Raw genomic sequence first — 19,146 nt, 5'->3', positions numbered from 1 at the left:
ACCATGAACACATTCACTGCACGGCCATTGCTGGGCTGTATCGCCGACGACTTCACGGGTGCCACGGACCTTGCCAACATGCTGGTACGCGGCGGTATGCGCACCGTACAAAGCATCGGTATTCCGAGTGCTGACGTCACTACCGGGCTAGACGCCGATGCGATCGTCATTGCCCTGAAATCACGCACCATTCCCGTCTCCGAAGCGGTCGAGCAATCCCTTGCGGCGCTGGCGTGGTTACGTGAGCAAGGCTGCGAGCAGATTTTCTTCAAGTACTGCTCGACGTTCGACTCCACCGCAGCCGGCAATATCGGCCAAGTCAGCGAAGCGCTGCTGGCCGCGCTGGACAGTGACTTTACCCTGGCCTGTCCGGCGTTCCCGGAAAATGGTCGGACCGTTTTTCGCGGTCATTTGTTTGTACAGGATCAGTTGCTCAGCGAGTCCGGCATGCAGCATCACCCGTTGACGCCGATGACCGATGCCAATCTGGTTCGGGTTCTGCAATCGCAGACCGGCCTGAATGTCGGCCTGTTGCGCTACGACACTGTCTCTCAAGGGGTCGACCAGGTCCGTGCGCGCATCGCCGAATTGCGGGCCCAAGGTATCGGCATGGCAATCGCCGATGCCTTGTCGGATAAGGATTTGTACACCCTGGGTGCCGCCTGCGCCGATCTGCCGTTGTTGACTGGCGGTTCGGGATTGGCGTTGGGCTTGCCCGAGAACTTCCGCCGCGCCGGCAAACTGCGTGACTTTGACGCCTCGAAGCTGCCGGCGGTGTTGGGCGGTGAAGTGGTATTGGCCGGTAGCGCCTCCGTGGCCACCAATGGTCAAGTGGCAGCCTGGCTCGAAGCCGGTCGGCCAGCCCTGCGGATTGACCCATTGGCTTTGGCAGCTGGCGAACCCGTAGTGTCCCAGGCATTGGCCTTCGCCCGGAACAACGAACAGACGGTATTGATCTACGCCACCAGTTCGCCGGAAGAGGTCAAAGTGGTGCAGCACCAACTGGGTGTCGAGCAGTCTGGCAGTCTGGTTGAGAACAGTTTCGGTGAAATTGCGCAGGGTTTGCGCCAGAGTGGCGTGCGCCGCTTTGTGATCGCAGGGGGAGAAACCTCGGGTGCCGTGGTTCAGGCGCTGGGTGTGCAGTTGCTGCAGATAGGCGCGCAGATTGATCCGGGTGTGCCGGCGACTGTCAGCAACACGGATGAACCACTGGCCCTGGCACTCAAATCGGGCAACTTCGGCAGCCGGGATTTCTTCAGCAAAGCCTTGACGCAACTGGCGGGAGGCGCGCAATGAGCAAGGAAAACGCATTGCGCGAAGAAATCTGCGAGGTTGGCCGTAGCCTTTATCAGCGCGGTTACACCGTCGGCAGCGCAGGCAATATCAGCGCCCGCCTGGAGGATGGCTGGTTGATAACGCCGACGGATGCCTGTCTTGGGCGCCTCGATCCAGCGACCATCGCCAAGGTCAATCTGGCTGGCGAATGGGTGTCCGGAGACAAACCTTCAAAGACTCTCGCGCTGCATCGCCAGGTCTACGACCGCAACCCGGGCGTCGGTGGCGTGGTGCATACCCACTCCACTCATTTGGTGGCGTTGACGCTGGCGGGTGTCTGGCATCCAGACGACATTTTGCCGCCCTTGACGCCATATCAGGTCATGAAAGTCGGGCACATCCCCTTGATTGGCTACCAGCGACCGGGCTCGCCGAAAGTCGCAGAGCAGGTCGCGCAGTTGGCCAATAGCGTTCGTGGCGTAATGCTCGAAAGGCTGGGTCCTGTGCTCTGGGAGAGTTCGGTATCCCGCGCAAGCTATGCCCTGGAAGAGCTTGAGGAAACTGCCCGGCTCTGGTTGATGAGCAATCCCAAGCCTGATCCGCTGGACCGGGCTGCGCTGGATGAGCTGCGAGAGATTTTTGGTGTGCACTGGTAGAACGCAGATTTAACACGGTAGATCGATAAAGCAGGCCCTGTCCCGGGGACTCGCAACGAGCCTCGAGGGCTCCGGCTGGCCTGACAAAACAATAACAATAGGAAATCCAAGCATGACTAACCTTCACTGCGGCATTTTCAGATTCAGTGGCAGAACCGTTTCGTTCACCCGGCGTGGGGGGCTTCTGAAATGAGCCCGCTATTCCTGATGATGACCGCCGGACTAGGGATAGCGCTGTTGTTATTCCTTGTGCTCAAGTACAAGTTCCAACCCTTCGTGGCGTTGATGCTGGTGAGCATTCTGGTGGCGTTGGTGGCCGGAGTGAAGCCGGCCGATCTGGTCGCTACCATCGAAGGCGGTATGGGCAAGACCCTGGGCCATATCGCGATCATCATTGCCTTGGGCGCGATGATTGGGCGGATCATTGAGCTTTCCGGCGGTGCCGAGGCGTTGGCCAAGACCCTGATCACGCGCTTCGGTAATCGACGTACGCCCCTGGCGCTGACGGTTGCCGGGTTTATGGTCGGGGTGCCGGTGTTCTTTGAAGTCGGCGTAATCATCTTGATGCCACTGGCCTATGGCGTTGCCCGCACTGCGCGTAAACCGCTGCTGGTGTTTGCGCTGCCGATGTGTGCGGCCTTGCTGACCGTCCATGCCTTCCTGCCGCCACATCCAGGCGCAGTTGCCGCTGCCAGCCAGTTGGGCGCCGATTTGGGTCGGGTGCTGATGTTCGGCCTGCCAATGACTGCGCTGCTGTGCTACATCGGTTATCGCGTAGCGGGGCGCATGACCCGTCGGGTGTACCCAATGACCGATGATATTCGTGCCGAAGTGTATGGTCCGCATGTCACCAACGAGGATCTGGCTGCTTGGTCCAATGGCAACGGCAAGAGCATTGAACGCGCCGCTGTGGCCGCGTCCCACATGGGCCTTGAAGAATCCACCAACAGCATTGTTTCCAAACTGCCACCAGCTCCACCACCAGGTTTCGGTTTGATTGTCAGTCTGATCTTGCTGCCGATTATTTTGATTTTGCTGGGTACGCTATCGACTTCGTTGCTCCCGCCCGAGTCGACCCTGCGCGGGATCATGACTGTGCTTGGCGCGCCGCTGGTGGCGCTGCTGCTGGACACTTTGTTGTGTGCCTGGCTGCTGGGATCGCGTCGTGGCTGGAGCCGCACTCAGGTGTCCGACGTGATCGGCTCGGCGTTGCCCGGTGTAGCGATGGTGATCTTGATTGCCGGTGCTGGCGGTGTATTCGGCAAGGTGCTGGTGGATACCGGCATCGGCGCAGTGGTCTCCGATATGTTACGCACCACCGGTCTGCCGGTGCTCGCTCTGGGCTTTCTACTGACCATGCTGTTGCGCGCGGTCCAGGGGTCGACCACGGTGGCCCTGGTGACCACTGCTGGTATCATCAGCCCACTGATTGCGACCCTCAATCTGACCCCGAACCACATGGCTCTGCTGTGCCTGGCCATGGGCGGTGGCGGGTTGGCAATGTCCCATATCAATGATGCCGGCTACTGGATTTTCACCAAACTGGCTGGGTTGAGTGTGGCCGACGGCCTGCGTACCTGGACCGTATTGACCACATTGCTCGGTACGCTGGGTTTCTGCATTACCTTGCTGATCTGGCCTTTTGTCTAACCCTCTATCCAAGGAGCTACCATGCCTCGTTTTGCTGCCAACCTCAGTATGCTCTACCCGGAACATGAGTTTCTGGATCGCTTCGCCGCTGCAGCCTCCGATGGTTTCGAAGCGGTGGAGTATCTGTTTCCCTACGATTACAGCGCTCAGGAACTCAAGCAGCGCTTGAGCGACAACGGCCTGGTGCAGGCGCTGTTTAATGCGCCGCCCGGCGATTGGGGGGCCGGCGAGCGGGGCACGGTGTCGTTGCCGGGCCGTGAAAGCGAATTTCGCAGTGGTTTTGATCGGGCGCTGGAATACGCCGCGGTGCTGGGTAACTCACGAATTCATGTCATGGCTGGCCTGCTGCCCTCCGAGAATGACCGGGCTCGGCATCACGCCATTTACCTGGAAAACCTGGCCTACGCGACCGCCCAGGCGGTCAAAGTCGGGGTCACGGTGTTGCTGGAGCCCATTAACACCCGAGACATGCCACGCTTTTTCCTTAACCGACAGGATCAGGCGCAAGCCATCTGCAAGGAAGTGGGCGCCAGTAACCTGAAGGTTCAGTTCGACTGTTACCACTGCCAGATTGTCGAAGGCGATTTGGCCAGCAAATTGCGACGGGATTTTAACGGTATTGGCCATATCCAGATCGCGGGCGTGCCGGACCGGCACGAGCCGGATCTGGGAGAGGTTAACTATCCCTATCTGTTCGAGTTGATCGATAAGTTGGGCTATGACGGTTGGGTAGGGTGCGAATACAGGCCGCGCGGCAACACGTCAGTCGGTTTGCAGTGGCTGCGGGACTGGAACGCTCGCTAACGCGCAAAGCCTTACACGCTGTCATCAGAAGGCAGCAGCAGTTCAACCCCCTGTTTGCGGATGCTGTCGGCTGCGGCAGGGGTCAGCGCGTCGTCACTGATGACAATGTCGAACTGCTCGATCCCGGCAATTTTGTACATGCTGAACGTGCCGTACTTCGAGCTGCTGGCCACCAGCACCACTTGCGAGGCCGATTGCATCGCGACTTGCTTGACCTCTACCTTCAGCGCCGAAGGCGTTGTGAGGCCGCGACGAAGATCCCACGAACTGGTCGATATGAAGGCGATATCGGTGACGATCTGGCGCAACGTGGCCACCGCCAAACCGCCTACGCATGAATGGTTGGAATGATCCAGCTGTCCGCCGGTATGAATGACGGTGACTTGGAGCGCATCCATCAACGCCAGGACAATCCCGAAGTCGTTGGTCACCACGGTCATGCCGGACAGCGCCTTGATAAAAGGTACGATTTCCAGAGTGCTGGTTCCGGCATCCAAGTAAATCGTCATGTCGGGGTGCAGTAACCGTGCGGCCAGTTTTGCCATCGCCTGCTTCTGCGGCAATTCGACGACCGCTTTGAGTTGATGGCTAGGCTCGCTGTGCAACTGGCTGGCGATCCGCACGCCACCCGTGACCGAGTAAGCACGTCCTTCCTGTTCGAGCAGCGCGATATCGCGGCGTATGGTCATGTGCGAACAGTCGAACATTTCCATCAATTGATGAACACTCAGCACCTGATGCTTGCGTAACTGCCGTAGCATGAGCTCACGGCGCTGCTCAGGGATCATCGGTGCGCCGCTTTCGGCGGCGATGTCCTTTTGACTAGACATTCGAGCTCCAGAATGAAGAAAACCGCAGAAAAGAAGCGCGGAGCAAATATAGTAGCGAATCTACAGGCAAGGAACGACACGTTTGACTTTCCGAGCGAATGCGCCGGGATGCCAGTCATTTAATGGGCTTTGAATAACTTACCGCCATCTGTCTTCGCCCGACAGTCTTCACTGGCGTGGGACGCTCTAAGGTAGAAGCATGAAGCACATCGTCACCGTTTTATCAGCGCTTGCTATCGCTGTCGGCCTCCTTGGTTGTATCAGCGCCCCGATCGCAATGACGCCACAGACTGAGCAGCGTTTGCACGCACAAGCCCCTGTCCGTTTTTTGCTGACCTTTGATGACGGGCCAAGTGCGTCCAGTTTTTTTAATCCGACGCTCTCCGTTCTCGACGATCTTGCCCACAATCCAGTGCAGCCGGGCATCAAGGCAGTATTTTTTGTGCAGACCCGTGCGGCACGGGCGGGCGGCAGTGAATTGGGCCGAAAAATCATGCACCGTGAATATGACGAAGGTCACGTGCTGGGCTTCCATACCGCTACGCCGGGGCATACCAATCATCGTTCTCTCAGCCCGGAAGAGCTGGAACAGTCGCTAACGGAAGGCAGTGCAGACATCGCTGCGATCACCGGTGCACCACCCGTGTTGGTGCGCCCGCCATTCTGGAACTACGATAAGCGCACCTTCGCCGCTTACCAGCAGCATGGCATGCATGTGTTGCTGACCGATCTGAGCGCGAATGACGGCAAGATATGGGGCTACAATTTCAGCCTGCGCAGACGGTCCAGCATGCTGAGGCAGTTGTCCGAAGTACGCGAGCGGATTGCAGCAGGTGAGTTGCCAGCGGTCGATGGCGCTATTCCGGTGGTAGTGACGTTTCACGACCTCAATCGCTACACCGCTCGGCACGCGCAGGAATACCTGCAGATACTGATCGACAGTGCGCGCGAGACGGGTCTGACAACCGCAGCCAAGCCTTTTTACGATGATCGATCAGCGTTGCAGCATGCCGTCATGGCGCGCACCGTCAGGGACAGTTCTGAGCCTGTTCAGTTGCCTGGGTTCTGGAGCTGGTTTTGGGACAGTAATTCGCATTAGTTTCAGGGTGTTATGACGGTTGAAAAACGTCACACGCGTGATTGGCGCTTCACGCGGGAGATAACTGCTTTTTCAGCTGGCTGTCGAGAGCCAGCGGGAGCAGGGTATGGAATTATTTTCTGCCAGCGATTGACATGCTATTCGAACAAGTCCAGAATTGCGTCCATTCCTGATTTGGGAATGTAAAAAAACCTATAGATTTCAAAGGGTTGGAAGCTAGATTAGATTCAAGTTTTCAGCTCATGTGTGTATGCGTTCAATGTCAGCTGTATCGACGTTGTACGTTTGGGGCCGAGTAGCAAAATGGTTATGCTGCGGATTGCAAATCCGCCTACGCCGGTTCGATTCCGACCTCGGCCTCCATCATAAACAAGCTCCGTAGATCCATGATTTACGGAGCTTTTTTATTGGTTTCGCGCGCAATGTTTTGTCGCATTGACGGGACCAGTAAACTTGCTTCACCGGGTAGGGATGTATATATTCCCTGCACATCGCGCTACCGCCCGAATGGCGAAATTGGTAGACGCAAGGGACTTAAAATCCCTCGTTCGTAAGGACGTGCCGGTTCGACCCCGGCTTCGGGCACCATTTAAAATCAAGGGCTTACACGCGATATCGCATGTAGGCCCTTGTTTGTTTCTGGTCCGCAATTCACCTAGATATCCGATCACGCTTCAAGTGAGGAGCTTCTTGAGCCATATTGAGCCGCTGGATTTATTGGCTCAGGCAATCAGAACGTGAAACCGGGGGAGAGGTTGATGTCATCCATAAAAAGTCCAACTGCCATTATGGCGGCTGACGCTTCGAAACGGGCCAAGCCGAGCAGCTACCCTGAACCGTTCGCCTCGCTTATGTCGGGCAGGATCAAACATCCGCTGGGCGATATTTTCGGCATCAAGAACTTTGGTGTAAACCTGACTCGACTGTCACCGGGCGCGGTATCCGCGCTGCATCATTGCCATTCCCGGCAGGACGAGTTCATCTACGTCCTTGAGGGCGAACCCACGCTATTCACCCATGAGGGTGAAACCAGGCTGCGACCCGGTATGGTGGCCGGGTTTGCGGCAGGCGTGACGCCGCACCATCTTGAGAATCGCACTGAGTCCGACTGTGTGATTCTGGAGGTGGGGGATCGCGCATCAGGCGACACAGTGAGTTATCCCGATGATGATCTTGAGGTGGCGCTGCAAGCGGACGGCCAGTGGCTGTTTAATCATAAGGATGGCAGCCCCTACTAAATCATCGCCCTGCCAATGCTTTCGCCAAAAATGGCGCTGTCTTGCTCGGTTTAACATGGGCAACGGTCTCAGGTGTGTCATGAGCCACCAGCATGCCGACTTGGTCGCCCCCGGGCCAGCGTGCTGACCAGTCGTCGTTTCTGGTTAATCTCAAGCATTCTAATCTCCGATTTTTTTTGAGAAACTTTATGGGTCAATAACACAATGGTGGCCAGGCCAATGAATGAGATAGGCTTCAGGATCAGGCAAGAACGCAAACGGTTAGGGTATTCGCAACGGGAAATGGGGCTTCTGGGCGGCGTTGCTGTAAACGCGCAAGGCAAGTATGAAAGCGGCGAGCGTGTGCCTAAGGCCGATTATCTGGTCGCCTTGGCGAACGTGGGTGTCGATGTCTTGTATGTTCTGACTAACAAGCGCAACACAGGTGTCATTGTCGATAACACCTTGAACACAGTAGCGTACGCCGCGCCGCCTGACGCATTGTTCGTCGAGGTTCAGCACGCGGTTCGTCATTTCCTATTAAAAATTGAAGAGTTGTCGACCACCTACCAGGTCAACGGCAACGCCACTCAACCCTACTTGTGCGCTACGCCAACACCGCTACCGACTTGATCTGTGCCCATAGATGTTGGCCCGGGTACAGGCGCATTTGATCGCGGGAGTAACGGGTAATCCGCGCGAGCAATGGTGTGCCGGCCGCGTCGAGCCGAACCAGCACATGCGCCCTGTTGTCGGCAGCAATTTCGCTGATCACGGTAACAGGCAATCGGTTGAGAATGCTGCTTTGCTCATCGGGTTGCAGGTTCAGGCTCACGTCCCTGGCTTGCACCTTAAAACGCAGGGTCTTGCCGACCGACAGGGGTGAATGCGCGACACGAACTATCAGGTCGCTGCCAGGCAGGTGCAACGTCAGCAACTGATAGTTGGGGTCATAAGCGCTGACGATGCCTTCGACCACTACGCCGGCATCGTCGCCTGTCGCCATCGGCAGGTCGAGGCGCGCCAAGGTTTCACCGATGGGACCGCTGGCCAAGGCTTTGCCCTCGCTTAACACGACTATGTGATCGGACAGCCGTGCAACTTCGTCCTGAGAGTGGCTGACATAGAGCATGGGGATTTCCAGCTCATCGTGAAGGCGCTCCAGGTACGGCAGGATTTCGCTCTTGCGTTGGGTGTCCAGCGCCGCCAGAGGTTCGTCGAGTAATAACAAGCGTGGGCTGGTCAGCAGGGCGCGAGCGATACCGACACGTTGTCGCTCGCCGCCGGACAGGTTGTCGGTGTGGCGCTCGAGCAGATGATCGATACCCAGCAATGTGCTGGCTTGATCCAGTTGTACCTTGCGCTGACTGCTCGCAACACGCCGCAGTCCGAATTCCAGGTTGCCCCTCACCGACAGATGCGGGAAGAGACTGGCCTCCTGAAACACATACCCCAGCGCACGTTTATGTGGCGGGAGGAAAATGCCTCGGGCGTTGTCCTGCCAGACTTCACCATTAATCTGAATGAAGCCCTGTCGCGCTTTCTCCAGCCCGGCGATACAGCGCAAGCAGGTGGTTTTTCCTGAGCCGGAGTGGCCATACAGCGCCGTCACACCATGGCCCGGCAATGCGAGGTCGACATCCAGATCAAAACCGGGATAGGCCACTTGCAGGCGCACCTGTATCTGCGAGGTCATCGGCTCAACTCCAGCTTGCTTTGGTTTTGCCGCTTGAGTACAGCGCCAGTAGAACCAGGAAAGAAAATACCAACATCACCCCGGCCAGCCAATGCGCTTGCAGGTATTCCATTGACTCGACGTGGTCGTAGATCTGCACGGAAACCACGCGGGTTTTTTCCGGGATATTGCCACCGATCATCAGTACCACGCCAAACTCGCCCACGGTATGGGCAAAACCGAGAATGGCGCCCGTTATAAAGCCGGGGCGGGCCAGTGGCAACATCACACTGAAGAAGGTGTCCCATGGGCCGGCGCGCAGGGTGGCTGCGACCTCCAGCGGTCGCTTGCCAATGGCGGCGAAGGCATTTTGCAGTGGCTGTACGACAAAGGGCATCGAGTAGATGACGGAGCCGATCACCAGACCGGGGAAGCTGAAGGTCAGCGTTCCAAGGCCGATACTCTGGGTGAAGTGACCGACCATGCCGTTAGGCCCCATCGCCAGCAGCAGGTAAAAGCCAATGACCGTTGGCGGCAGCACCAGCGGCAGAGCGACCACTGCAGCCACCGGGCCCTTGAGCCACGAACGGGTGTGCGCCAGCCATAAAGCGATGGGCGTACCGATAAGGAGCAGGATGACCGTGGTCAATGACGCCAGTTTCAGCGTCAGCCAGATGGCCGCGATATCGTCGCTGTTCAGTGGCATTAAAACTGATAACCGAACGACTTGATCACTGCGGCCGCTTTTGGCCCTTTCAGGTATTCAAACAGCGCCTTGGCTGCAGCGTTGTCCTTGCCTTTGTTAAGGATGACGGCGTCTTGTTTGATTGGGTCATGCAGATTGGCCGGTACGATCCACGCCGAACCACGGGTGATCTGACCGTCCTTGTAGATCTGCGACAAAGCAACGAAACCCAGTTCAGCATTACCGGTAGAGACAAACTGATACGCCTGAGTAATGTTCTGGCCAGTTACGATTTTGTCTTTGGTTGCGTCGGTGAGGTTGAGCTTGCTGAGCACTTGGGTCGCGGCAAGGCCGTAAGGTGCTGTTTTAGCATCGGCAATGGATAAATGCTGATACTGGTTGGCCTTGAGAACGGCGCCTTTATCGTCGACATAGTCTTCTTTGGCAGACCATAAGGCCAAGGTGCCGACAGCGTAGGTGAAGCGAGAGCCTGGGACAGTATCGCCTTCTTTTTCCAGCTTGGCCGGGGTGGCATCATCGGCAGAGAGGAGCACTTCGAACGGCGCGCCATTTTTTATCTGGCTATAGAACTGGCCTGTCGCACCGTAGGCAGCAATCAGTTTATGCCCCGTGTCTTTCTCGAAATCCTTGGCGATGGCCTGGATCGGTGCGGTGAAGTTGGCAGCAACGGCCACGTGTACTTCGTCGGCGAACGCTGCGCTCATGGTCAGCAGGGTACTGACAGCCGTCAGGGATTTGAGGATTACGCCAAGGTGTCCAGTGCGCATAAAGGCTTCCATAGTCTTTGTGGGTGGGGCGGGTGACTGCCTGACACCTGCCGCTATATAGCAGAGTATATAGCGGCTGATCATCTCAGCGCCTGGTCAATTGTTCCAGCGCTTGAGTGGCCAGTAGACGGGTCAATACGTCTGCCGACAATTCATGTTTCAGCCCGACCGCCTGACCGGCCCAGAGGTTCATGAAGTCGCCACTGCCTTGCGGTTCGGACTTGGCGCGCAGGGGCATCAGCGCGCCGCCGGCCAGGGGGAAAGCGGGTGCGACATCACTGATCGGGCCCAGTTCGCGCATGATCCGGTTGACGATGCCCCGTGCTGGCCTGCCGGTGAAAATGTTGGTCAGTGCCGTCTGGCTTCCTTTGGCGCTACGCAGGGCCTGGTAGTGCGGTTTCGTCACCTTGGCTTCCGGGCAGAAGAGATAGGCGGTGCCCAGTTGGACAGCCGATGCCCCCAGCGCGAATGCCGCGACAATGCCGCGCGCATCGCCAATACCTCCTGCAGCAATCACCGGCACGCCGACGGCGTCTACTACCTGCGGCACCAACGCCAGGGTGCCGACCTGGGTGTCGAGGTCCTTACTGAGAAACATCCCTCGATGACCTCCGGCTTCGTAGCCCATGGCGATGATAGCGTCACAGCCGTTTTGCTCCAGCCAGACAGCCTCCTCGACGGTGGTGGCAGAAGAAATGATCTTGGCTCCGGTCGCCTTGACCCGATCCAGCAACGCTTGCTCTGGCAGACCGAAATGAAAACTGATGATCTCGGGTTTCAACGCTTCAATCAGCGCGCAACTGGCGTCATCGAAGGGCGCACGTGCGGACACCGGTGTGGGCGCTTCGAAGTCAGCGCCCAGCTCGGTGTAATAGTCTTTGAGCGTGTTTTTCCAGCGAGCCTCTCGGGCTGGGTCGACAGCGGGTGGTTGGTGGCAAAAGAAATTGAGGTTCAATGGAACGTTGGTATTTTGGCGGATCAATGCCACTTCTTCGCGTATCTGATCCAGAGTCAGCGCGGCGCAGGGCAGGGATGCCAGCCCCCCGGCGTTGGCGACGGCAATCGCCATGGCTGAGCCACTTGCCCCGGCCATAGGCGCTTGAAGGATGGGGAGTGTCACCCCGAAGAGATCAAGAATACGGCTATCAGGCCAAGTGCTCATGGTGGTTTCCTCCGAAATAGAACGACAGGCAGGCCGCTATTGAACGGGCAGGGGGCACCCTTTGCAACTGAGGTGTTTGGAATGAGCTACTTTTGGCAGTGAGGTGCTGCACCCTGGCCCGACAGATCGGTGGCGAACCGCGCCTTGGCGATCCTCCACACCAGGATCAAACGACCTCGCCAGCTGGAAGGGAAACCGGCCTGTATGTGCTTGAGTCGCTCGCCTTCGGACTGTCCGCGTAGCTCGTTGGAGATCAGCCAAAAGGAAGGCTCTAATTGCTTTATGGCTTTGCCTCGCGTTCCAGCAGTTGTCGTTTACGTTCCACTCCCCAGCGATAACCTGAAAGATTGCCGTCGCTGCGCACCACCCTATGACAGGGGATAGCGACGGCCAGCCAGTTAGCGCCGCAGGCCTGTGCAACGGCGCGAAAAGAGGTGGGTGCGCCAATCCGTTGAGCAATCTCGGCGTAACTGGCTGTGCTACCCACCGGAATTTCCCTGAGTGCCTTCCACACCCGTTCTTGAAACGCCGTACCGCGCAGGTCCAGTGGCAAATCAAGGCCGATGGCAGGCATTTCAATAAATCCAACGACCTTTGCAATTAGTTGCTCGAAATCGGCATCGCCACCCATCAGGTTGGCGTTGCTAAATTTGTCCTGCAGATTACGCACCAAGGTGTTCGGGTCATCACCCAGCAGAATGGCGCATACCCCGCGTTCGCTTTGCGCTACCAGAATCGAGCCCAGCGAGCATTCCCCAACCGCGAAGCGAATGTCGTTATTCACGCCGCCTGCGCGATAGTCGCTGGGTTTCATGCCAAGCATCGTGTCCGAGGCCTCGTAAAAGCGGCTGTTTGAATTGAAACCTGCCTCGTAAAAAGCGTTGGTGATCGATCCCGGGCGGCTCAAGTGCTCGCGCATTTTTCGTGCGCGATGGGCCCGTGCATACCCGTTGGGCGTCAGGCCGGTGATGGCCTTGAAGACCCGATGGAAGTGATAGGGACTCAAACCGACGTTGTCTGCCAGTTGATTCAGGCTGGGCAGGCGATCGGCCTGTTCGATTTGTCGGCAGGCCTCTGCTACCAGGATTACATGCTGCGCGAAGACGCTGGTCTGATCCGCTGCGGCCCGTTTGCTCGGGCGATAACCTGCGGCTTCTGCGTCTGTGGCATTGGCGAAAAACTCGACGTTCTCTGGCCGTGGCAGGCGCGACGAACTGCTTGCCCGACAGTACACGCCGGTGGTTTTCACCGCGTAAACGAATTGGTTGTCCGCCGTCGCATCCCTTGCCAACACCGCAGCCCAGCGGGGATCGTTTTCCGTGATCTGCTTATCCTGCTGTGATGTGCGTGGATTGACCGTACTCATGCGTGTGTACTCATCGTGAAGGCGATTACTGACAAGGTTATCGCGCAGGCAGGCAGGCGGCACTCCGAAGCTTGCGCTTGAACTCCCTGCTGACAGCCGTCAAACATTCAGCATTGGCGGCAATGTGCCCAATAAGGAAACAGCTGCAACGGCTGCTATGCCGAACAGGCATTCGAGGGCCACACTGGTGCGCAACAGGTTGAGCCGATCACTGTTGCTATTGAGCAGTAATCTATTGGTCAGTGCTAATAGCAGCATGCACAGCACGAGACACACCTTGATCATCAGGATCAGCCCAAACCCGGAAAATGCTGGCTCGGGCCAAACGGCGCCGCTCATTACCCTGACATTGATTAGCCCAGTGGTAATGATTGCAGCCACGAGACCATAACCGATGCCGCTGAAGCGCCGAAGCAAGTGCTGAGCGTTTCCGGCAGACGGTTGCGCCAGCAGCAATGACAGCAACAATATCCCTCCTAGCCAGGCGCCGACGCAGCATAGGTGAATCATCTGATTGAGAATCATCAGTCCACCGCTCAGGCCGTCGAACATCGCACCGTGCCCGACCGGTGCCAGTGTCGCCAATAGCAACGTACTCAGTGCCAGCCGCAGGTTGGGTGAAGAAAACCGTCGCGAGGCAAGGCTTATCAATAGCAGCGCGCTGAAGAGCAGATGCCCGCTCCAGACCTGACCGAAAAATGTATTGCGGAGCACCAGCATCAGGGTTGGCGGATCAAGTCCATCCTGCCAGCTACCTGCCATGCTGCCGGCAATGAGCACAAGCCACAGCAGGCTGCTGGCCAATGCCACTGACGTCAGCGAGCGAAGCACCCATGTGAGCTTCGCGTCCAGCGTGGCTGTTGCTGCTTCAATCAGCAACGGTTTGAATAGCCATGTCCGAAACAGGCAGATACCGAACAGCAACAACACCACGGCAAAGTGCGCGAATCGGCACAGGATCAGTGCACTCGACATTGGGTTACGGGCTTACTTTGAAGGAGTATTCGCCCTCGCTTTTATGAGTGTCGACCGACACAGCGTGCCATTCCACCTTGTATTCGCCGGCAGCGATGGGCGTGGCAGGGGTGATAATCAAAACTTTCTTATTGTCGGGGTCAGTCGCAACGGTATTAACGATTACCGTTTTACCGCCGTTCGTGGTGAGGCTGACTTTGGTGAACTTGTCCTCGACACCCTCGGAGAAATTCAGGCGCAGGTCCTTGGGTGCTGTGGTGGTGCTGTCGGCAGCCGGCTCTTCACTTTTCAGGTTGGCGTGGGCAAAGACGAAGGTGGCGCTAGCGACGGAGATAAGCAGGGCGAACGATGTCAGGACTTTCTTGAAAAGCGGGGCAAACATTAAAAATACCTTTTTCAGAGGGCTGGATCGTTAAGCAATGCGTGCTAATAAAACAGAAACGGGCGAACGACTCCAGACAAGAAATCCATGCAGACCTCGTCGCGGCCATCAGGCGATGGCGCTAGACCGCTAGCCGAGCACACGCGTGCGGATGAATTTATTCATCAGTCTTACAGGTTTTTTCGCCCGGCCGGCAGCATGCGGCGCAACGTCGAATCTTTCAGCAGATAGTGATGCCCAAGGGCGATGCAGGCATGCAGGCCGGAAAGGATAATGATGGCCCAGGCCACCGTCCCATGCAGGTCACCCAGCGTGCTGCTCAGCGCATGATCGATGATGAATGGAGCGGGCACCGAGAACAGGCCGAAAAAGCTGAAGGGTTCGTCTTGCGCCCAACGGAACCCAAAGCCCAGTACGACTTGTGCCAGCAACAACGCATAAAGGCCAAGGTGCGCGAGCGTCGCCAGCAGGTGAGTTGTTCTGGACGTGATCACGGGTAGACGATTGCCGCCGAACAAGCGCCAGGCAATCCGCGCGACGATCAGCACCGCCAGCGCAATCCCTAGTGAGATATGCACCGATTGCAGGCCTTTGCGCAGGGGCGTGCCTTTCTCAAGGATGTCCCATACCTGTACGCTGGCGAACAAAAAAATCACCAAGGCTACCGTTAGCCAGTGGAAAGAACGGGTCAGTCGGTCATAGCGTTCAGCATTTGGAGTGGTATGCATGGTCAGCTCTCTGTAGTGATACGTACTTAACGTCCGAGGGTGAAGATTTATTTGAAGACTATATAGGTAATTTGTGATCAACCCGAATCGCATCCGCAGGCCCACGAATGGTTATTCCAGGACTATAATTTTTGGCGTGGGCCGGCGTTGTCCATGAGCCCATTGCCCAGTCGTGAGGTAAACCTATGAACATCGGGATGATTGGCGCTGCGACCGTGGGGGAAACGCTCGCGGCAGCGTTCATTCAAGCAGGGCATGACGTGGTGCTCAGTAATCGCCGAGGTCCTGGGAGTCTGGCGTCATTGATTCATAAGCTGGGATCCAAGGCAAAGGCGGGCACTCTGGAGCAGGCCGCTGCGTGCCCAATCGTCGTGCTGGCGATTCCCTGGTTCAACGTGGCAAGTGCCTTGCCGGCGCTGCCGAAGTGGGAAGGGCGCGTGCTGATCGATGCGACCAATACCTTTCTCCACTACTTTCCGGATTTCAGGGTTGCGGACCTGGGCGAAGACAGTGGCAGCGAAATTGTCGCCCGTCTCGCGCCGGACGCTAAAGTGATCAAGGCGTTCAATACGTTACCCATAGCGGGCTTTTTCCTTGATGCGCCGGCTGGTTACAGGCGCGTGGCGTTTCTGGCAGGTGACGATGCCCAGGCCAAGGCGTTGGTCAACGGGCTGATCGAGTCCATAGGGTTGGCGCCCATGGACCTTGGTGCACTCGCCAGTGGCGGCCGATTGATGCAACTGGGTGGAATATTCAACGGAGTCGAGTTATTAAAAGCCCGCGACCGATAATGGAAGTGCGTGCCAGGCTCCGGTTTTCAGGCATTAAGTAACGAAAGAATTTCCTTTTTCTTCAATTGGTTAGCAACAGACGTTGTGGTGTAGAGTGGTATTTTCCAGTCACTCAAGACAGGTTGTCCATGTCGCTGCCCGAGGTTCAGAATCCGTTGGCGCTTTACTTGGCGCGTCTGGCACCATCGAGCCAATTGACGATGAAATATGTGCTGCAGGATGCAGCGGATCGTCTGGGTTTCGTCGAGATGGACATCCACGAGGTGCCGTGGCATCAATTGCAGCCAGGCCATGTCATCGCCCTGGTCGCTGCGCTTCGCGAAGACGGCTATGCGCCCAATACCTCGTCGTTATACGTCAATGCCATTCGCGGCGTGACCAACGAAGCCTGGCGACAAAGCCTGATCAGCCATGAGCACTTGCTCAAGATGCGCTCGGTCAAACCCATGGCGGGGACGCGTCTGAGCAAGGGCAAAAATATTCGACGAACGCTGATTCGGGAACTTATGGACGTGTGTGCCGCCGACCCTCGTCCGCAAGGACGACGCGATGCAGCGATCATTGCCATTCTGTACGGATCAGGGATGCGAAAGTCCGAGTCGGTGAACCTGGACCTGGCGCAGATCGACTTTGCCGAACGCAGCCTGCAGGTCACGGGCAAGGGCAACAAACAACTGATCAAATACGCGCCGACCTGGGCATTCACAGTTCTCAATGATTGGCTGGAACTGCGCCGCTCATGCTTACCCGAAGGTCAGAGCGACGATGCCTTCCTGTTCAACCGCATCCGCCGTGGCAGCCACATCACCCGTGACCGGATCACCAAACATGCGATCTACTTCATTGCCAAGCAGCGCGGTCGGCAGATTGGCATGGACATCATGCCCCATGACTTTCGCCGCTCATTCATCACGCGAGTGATCGAAGAGCACGATCTGTCGATTGCGCAAAAACTGGCGCATCACACCAACATCTCGACCACCGCCAGCTATGACATGCGCGGCGAAAATGAGCGACGTCGGGCGATTGATCGGTTTGATCTTTAACCTCGGCAGCGTATCAGGTGCTTTGCAGGCCCAGGGGTATTGGGACCACATCGGATGAACGTGCCTTTGATGGCGGCGTGTATTGTGAGTCACTCTGTTTCATGACCGTCCGTAACCCCGCATGAGCGTCTGCTCAGGCTTCGCTACTCTTAAAATATGGACCGCTGGAACTGCTGAATGCACGTCAGGCGGCATGAGCGCCAGAAGCAAAAGTCTGGCGACGAGGACGCACGTTGAAAAGAGGAATGAATGATGAAGATGCTACTGACGGTCGAATTTCCTCATGAACCCTTCAATTCCCTCGTCAGAGCGGGGAAGGTGGGCGAGATTATTGGACGTATCCTGGAAAGCATCCATCCGGAGGTCCCCCCGGTGTCAGGCTAGTTGTCGCCTGAGCTGATTTATCAAAACGATAGATCGGGGGCGCCAAAGAGAGCTGTAATGTCGAGCTATTCACCTGAGCGTAAAGCGGCCCTTATCAACAAATTGCTGCCGCCTCAAAACATGTCCGTGGCCGAGTTGTCGCGTCAAGAAGGCATCTCTCAAGCCACCCTGTATGCTTGGCGAACCAAGCTCAAAGCAGGAGGCGCAGTGGTGCCCGGAGATAAAAGCAGTGCCGATAACTGGTCGGCTGAAGCCAAGTTCGCAGCGGTGTTGCACACGGCCACGTTGAGCGAGATCGAGCTTAGCGAATACTGTCGCAGCAAGGGTTTGTACCCCGAGCAAATCGGCGCTTGGCGACAGGCCTGCATCAGTGGCCAGCTAACAGCCCAGGCACAGCGCCAGGCCGAGCGAGAACAGGCGCGCGCCGACAAAAAACGCATCGCCGAGTTGGAGCGTGAACTGCGGCGCAAGGACAAGGCGCTCGCAGAAACCGCCGCGATTCTGGTGCTGCGAAAAAAGATGAATGCCTTCTGGGGAAACGACAGCGAGGACGTCTGACCTCGCTGCCAGAACGGCAACAACTCGTTGAACGTTTTAACCAAGCCGTTGCTTCTGGTGCACGCAAAACTATTGCCAGCGCGGAGATCGGGCTGTCGCTGCGCAGCCTGCAACGCTGGGCGCTGACGCCTGTGATGCAGGCCGACGTGCGCACCACCACGTCACGTCCGCGACCACTTAATGCCCTGAGTGAACAGGAGCGTTGCGCTATTTTAGAGGTCTGCAACAGTCCGCCATTCGTCAGCCTGCCGCCCAGCCAGATCGTCCCGATACTGGCCGATCAAGGTCGTTATCTGGCCTCAGAGGCAACCTTTTACCGCGTCCTGAAGGAAGCTGATCAGCAGCACCGACGTGGCCGCAGCCATGCACCGCACAAGCATGCTGCGCCGACAACTCACAGCGCAACCACAGCCAATAAGGTCTGGTCTTGGGACATCACCTACTTGCCATCGCCAGTGCGTGGGAAGTACTACTATCTGTATTTGATCGAGGACATCTACAGCCGAAAGGCCGTGGGCTGGGAAGTTTACGAGCAAGAAAGTGGCGAGCTGGCGGCCGAACTGATGCAGCGCACCGTGCTCACCGAACGCTGCGCCGGACGGCCCCTAGTGCTGCACTCGGACAACGGTGCACCGATGAAATCGGTGACGTTGCTGAGCAAACTGTACGAACTCGGCATCACCCCGTCACGCGGACGACCACGGGTGAGTAACGATAATCCCTACTCAGAATCGCTGTTTAGAACCCTGAAATATTGCCCGCAATGGCCTCCTGGTGGTTTTGCAGATTTGGACGCGGCACGCAGCTGGGTGCGCGATTTTATCCGCTGGTACAACCACCAACACCGCCACAGCCGCATCCGCTTCGTGACCCCGGCGCAGCGTCATCGAGGAGATGATCAAGAGATCTTGGCCAAGCGTCATGCCCTGTATCAGCAAGCTCGTAATCAACATCCACATCGCTGGTCAGGTGCGACACGCAATTGGCAGCCCATCGGCGCGGTCACACTCAATCCGGAAAGGGAGTTACCGACACTGAAAATAGCCGCATAAAACACAGCTGACGCGACAACTAC

Annotated in this window: 19 protein-coding genes and 2 tRNA genes; 12 read left to right on the top strand and 9 right to left on the bottom strand. The window is 57.2% G+C overall.

Annotated elements, in window-relative coordinates; all coding sequences use genetic code 11:
* The first annotated feature begins 3 nt into the window (after positions 1–3).
* The 4 genes from otnK (at position 4) to otnI (ending at position 4,385) form a co-directional block, all read left to right on the top strand.
* The gene (gene otnK / locus RGU44_RS07055; protein WP_322179239.1) at positions 4–1,296 is read left to right on the top strand and encodes a 3-oxo-tetronate kinase; all 1,293 of its coding nucleotides are present in this window, start codon (positions 4–6) and stop codon (positions 1,294–1,296) included.
* The gene (locus tag RGU44_RS07050) at positions 1,293–1,931 is read left to right on the top strand and encodes an aldolase (RefSeq protein ID WP_322179240.1); all 639 of its coding nucleotides are present in this window, start codon (positions 1,293–1,295) and stop codon (positions 1,929–1,931) included. Before otnK ends, RGU44_RS07050 begins: the two co-directional genes overlap by 4 nt.
* A 189-nt stretch (positions 1,932–2,120) precedes the next feature.
* The gene (locus RGU44_RS07045) at positions 2,121–3,581 is read left to right on the top strand and encodes an SLC13 family permease (RefSeq protein WP_322179241.1); all 1,461 of its coding nucleotides are present in this window, start codon (positions 2,121–2,123) and stop codon (positions 3,579–3,581) included.
* A 21-nt stretch (positions 3,582–3,602) separates the two neighbouring features.
* Positions 3,603–4,385, top strand: a complete 783-nt coding sequence (otnI, locus tag RGU44_RS07040; RefSeq protein WP_322216429.1) for a 2-oxo-tetronate isomerase — start codon at positions 3,603–3,605, stop codon at positions 4,383–4,385.
* An 11-nt stretch (positions 4,386–4,396) separates the two neighbouring features.
* On the opposite strand, the gene RGU44_RS07035 is transcribed toward otnI, so the two are convergent.
* Positions 4,397–5,215 (bottom strand): DeoR/GlpR family DNA-binding transcription regulator, encoded by an 819-nt coding sequence (locus RGU44_RS07035; RefSeq protein WP_322216427.1) that lies wholly within the window; start codon positions 5,213–5,215, stop codon positions 4,397–4,399.
* Positions 5,216–5,414: 199 nt separating this feature from the next.
* Between RGU44_RS07035 and RGU44_RS07030 the strand changes: the two genes are divergently transcribed.
* The 5 genes from RGU44_RS07030 to RGU44_RS07010 all read left to right on the top strand — a co-directional run bounded on the left by RGU44_RS07030 (position 5,415) and on the right by RGU44_RS07010 (position 8,164).
* Complete coding sequence (locus RGU44_RS07030; RefSeq protein WP_322179244.1) at positions 5,415–6,314, top strand: polysaccharide deacetylase family protein; 900 nt, start codon at positions 5,415–5,417, stop codon at positions 6,312–6,314.
* Positions 6,315–6,603: 289 nt separating this feature from the next.
* A tRNA-Cys gene (locus RGU44_RS07025) sits at positions 6,604–6,677 on the top strand.
* A 138-nt stretch (positions 6,678–6,815) separates the two neighbouring features.
* A tRNA-Leu gene (locus RGU44_RS07020) sits at positions 6,816–6,902 on the top strand.
* A gap of 170 nt (positions 6,903–7,072) precedes the next feature.
* Positions 7,073–7,552 (top strand): cupin domain-containing protein, encoded by a 480-nt coding sequence (locus tag RGU44_RS07015; RefSeq protein ID WP_322179245.1) that lies wholly within the window; start codon positions 7,073–7,075, stop codon positions 7,550–7,552.
* A 219-nt stretch (positions 7,553–7,771) separates the two neighbouring features.
* On the top strand, positions 7,772–8,164 hold the full coding sequence (locus RGU44_RS07010; protein ID WP_322179246.1) for a helix-turn-helix transcriptional regulator: 393 nt from the start codon (positions 7,772–7,774) through the stop codon (positions 8,162–8,164).
* Here the strand turns inward: RGU44_RS07010 and modC are convergent.
* The 8 genes from modC to RGU44_RS06970 all read right to left on the bottom strand — a co-directional run bounded on the left by modC (position 8,139) and on the right by RGU44_RS06970 (position 15,292).
* Complete coding sequence (gene modC / locus RGU44_RS07005; protein ID WP_322179247.1) at positions 8,139–9,227, bottom strand: molybdenum ABC transporter ATP-binding protein; 1,089 nt, start codon at positions 9,225–9,227, stop codon at positions 8,139–8,141. The two genes, RGU44_RS07010 and modC, sit on opposite strands and share 26 nt — an antisense overlap.
* A 4-nt stretch (positions 9,228–9,231) precedes the next feature.
* Positions 9,232–9,912, bottom strand: coding sequence for a molybdate ABC transporter permease subunit (modB, locus tag RGU44_RS07000; RefSeq protein ID WP_322179248.1), 681 nt, complete (start codon positions 9,910–9,912; stop codon positions 9,232–9,234).
* Positions 9,912–10,616: a molybdate ABC transporter substrate-binding protein gene (modA, locus tag RGU44_RS06995; protein WP_416194633.1), complete on the bottom strand. Its 705-nt coding sequence runs from the start codon at positions 10,614–10,616 to the stop codon at positions 9,912–9,914. The genes modB and modA overlap by 1 nt, the downstream gene beginning before the upstream one ends.
* A gap of 148 nt (positions 10,617–10,764) precedes the next feature.
* The gene (locus RGU44_RS06990; RefSeq protein WP_322216423.1) at positions 10,765–11,841 is read right to left on the bottom strand and encodes a nitronate monooxygenase; all 1,077 of its coding nucleotides are present in this window, start codon (positions 11,839–11,841) and stop codon (positions 10,765–10,767) included.
* 280 nt (positions 11,842–12,121) lie between these two features.
* Positions 12,122–13,207 (bottom strand): bifunctional DNA-binding transcriptional regulator/O6-methylguanine-DNA methyltransferase Ada, encoded by a 1,086-nt coding sequence (gene ada / locus RGU44_RS06985; protein ID WP_322216421.1) that lies wholly within the window; start codon positions 13,205–13,207, stop codon positions 12,122–12,124.
* A gap of 99 nt (positions 13,208–13,306) precedes the next feature.
* Positions 13,307–14,182 (bottom strand): copper homeostasis membrane protein CopD, encoded by an 876-nt coding sequence (gene copD / locus RGU44_RS06980; protein ID WP_322179252.1) that lies wholly within the window; start codon positions 14,180–14,182, stop codon positions 13,307–13,309.
* A 4-nt stretch (positions 14,183–14,186) separates the two neighbouring features.
* Positions 14,187–14,564 carry a copper homeostasis periplasmic binding protein CopC gene (gene copC / locus RGU44_RS06975; protein WP_322216418.1) on the bottom strand — a complete coding sequence of 126 codons (378 nt, stop codon included), beginning with the start codon at positions 14,562–14,564 and terminating at the stop codon, positions 14,187–14,189.
* 170 nt (positions 14,565–14,734) lie between these two features.
* Positions 14,735–15,292 carry a cytochrome b gene (locus tag RGU44_RS06970; protein WP_322216416.1) on the bottom strand — a complete coding sequence of 186 codons (558 nt, stop codon included), beginning with the start codon at positions 15,290–15,292 and terminating at the stop codon, positions 14,735–14,737.
* Positions 15,293–15,477: 185 nt separating this feature from the next.
* Between RGU44_RS06970 and RGU44_RS06965 the strand changes: the two genes are divergently transcribed.
* From RGU44_RS06965 to RGU44_RS06955, 3 genes are all read left to right on the top strand, one after another.
* The gene (locus tag RGU44_RS06965; RefSeq protein WP_322179255.1) at positions 15,478–16,083 is read left to right on the top strand and encodes an NADPH-dependent F420 reductase; all 606 of its coding nucleotides are present in this window, start codon (positions 15,478–15,480) and stop codon (positions 16,081–16,083) included.
* Positions 16,084–16,211: 128 nt separating this feature from the next.
* Positions 16,212–17,129 carry a site-specific integrase gene (locus RGU44_RS06960; protein WP_219061829.1) on the top strand — a complete coding sequence of 306 codons (918 nt, stop codon included), beginning with the start codon at positions 16,212–16,214 and terminating at the stop codon, positions 17,127–17,129.
* Positions 17,130–17,570: 441 nt separating this feature from the next.
* Positions 17,571–19,123 (top strand): IS3-like element ISPpu4 family transposase gene (locus RGU44_RS06955; RefSeq protein ID WP_250690811.1). Its coding sequence is split into 2 segments (ribosomal slippage): positions 17,571–18,033 and positions 18,033–19,123, totalling 1,554 coding nucleotides; the frame shifts between segments, so codons are not numbered across the junction.
* The last annotated feature ends 23 nt before the right edge of the window (positions 19,124–19,146 follow it).

It is taken from the genome of Pseudomonas sp. 5C2 (genome assembly GCF_034314155.1).
Classification (GTDB): domain Bacteria; phylum Pseudomonadota; class Gammaproteobacteria; order Pseudomonadales; family Pseudomonadaceae; genus Aquipseudomonas.
Note: the sequence above shows the minus strand (reverse complement) of the source record. Positions and strands in the feature narration are given on the sequence as shown.

Coding starts and splice junctions, on each gene's coding strand:
- modC (WP_322179247.1), bottom strand. CDS start 9,227: ATGACCTCGCAGATACAGGTGCGCCTGCAAGTGGCCTATCCCGGTTTT.
- RGU44_RS07010 (WP_322179246.1), top strand. CDS start 7,772: ATGAATGAGATAGGCTTCAGGATCAGGCAAGAACGCAAACGGTTAGGG.
- copC (WP_322216418.1), bottom strand. CDS start 14,564: ATGTTTGCCCCGCTTTTCAAGAAAGTCCTGACATCGTTCGCCCTGCTT.
- otnI (WP_322216429.1), top strand. CDS start 3,603: ATGCCTCGTTTTGCTGCCAACCTCAGTATGCTCTACCCGGAACATGAG.
- RGU44_RS07015 (WP_322179245.1), top strand. CDS start 7,073: ATGTCATCCATAAAAAGTCCAACTGCCATTATGGCGGCTGACGCTTCG.
- RGU44_RS06990 (WP_322216423.1), bottom strand. CDS start 11,841: ATGAGCACTTGGCCTGATAGCCGTATTCTTGATCTCTTCGGGGTGACA.
- RGU44_RS07045 (WP_322179241.1), top strand. CDS start 2,121: ATGAGCCCGCTATTCCTGATGATGACCGCCGGACTAGGGATAGCGCTG.
- otnK (WP_322179239.1), top strand. CDS start 4: ATGAACACATTCACTGCACGGCCATTGCTGGGCTGTATCGCCGACGAC.
- RGU44_RS07050 (WP_322179240.1), top strand. CDS start 1,293: ATGAGCAAGGAAAACGCATTGCGCGAAGAAATCTGCGAGGTTGGCCGT.
- RGU44_RS06970 (WP_322216416.1), bottom strand. CDS start 15,292: ATGCATACCACTCCAAATGCTGAACGCTATGACCGACTGACCCGTTCT.
- RGU44_RS06960 (WP_219061829.1), top strand. CDS start 16,212: ATGTCGCTGCCCGAGGTTCAGAATCCGTTGGCGCTTTACTTGGCGCGT.
- copD (WP_322179252.1), bottom strand. CDS start 14,182: ATGTCGAGTGCACTGATCCTGTGCCGATTCGCGCACTTTGCCGTGGTG.
- modA (WP_416194633.1), bottom strand. CDS start 10,616: ATGAGCGCAGCGTTCGCCGACGAAGTACACGTGGCCGTTGCTGCCAAC.
- RGU44_RS06965 (WP_322179255.1), top strand. CDS start 15,478: ATGAACATCGGGATGATTGGCGCTGCGACCGTGGGGGAAACGCTCGCG.
- RGU44_RS07035 (WP_322216427.1), bottom strand. CDS start 5,215: ATGTCTAGTCAAAAGGACATCGCCGCCGAAAGCGGCGCACCGATGATC.
- ada (WP_322216421.1), bottom strand. CDS start 13,207: ATGAGTACGGTCAATCCACGCACATCACAGCAGGATAAGCAGATCACG.
- RGU44_RS07030 (WP_322179244.1), top strand. CDS start 5,415: ATGAAGCACATCGTCACCGTTTTATCAGCGCTTGCTATCGCTGTCGGC.
- modB (WP_322179248.1), bottom strand. CDS start 9,912: ATGCCACTGAACAGCGACGATATCGCGGCCATCTGGCTGACGCTGAAA.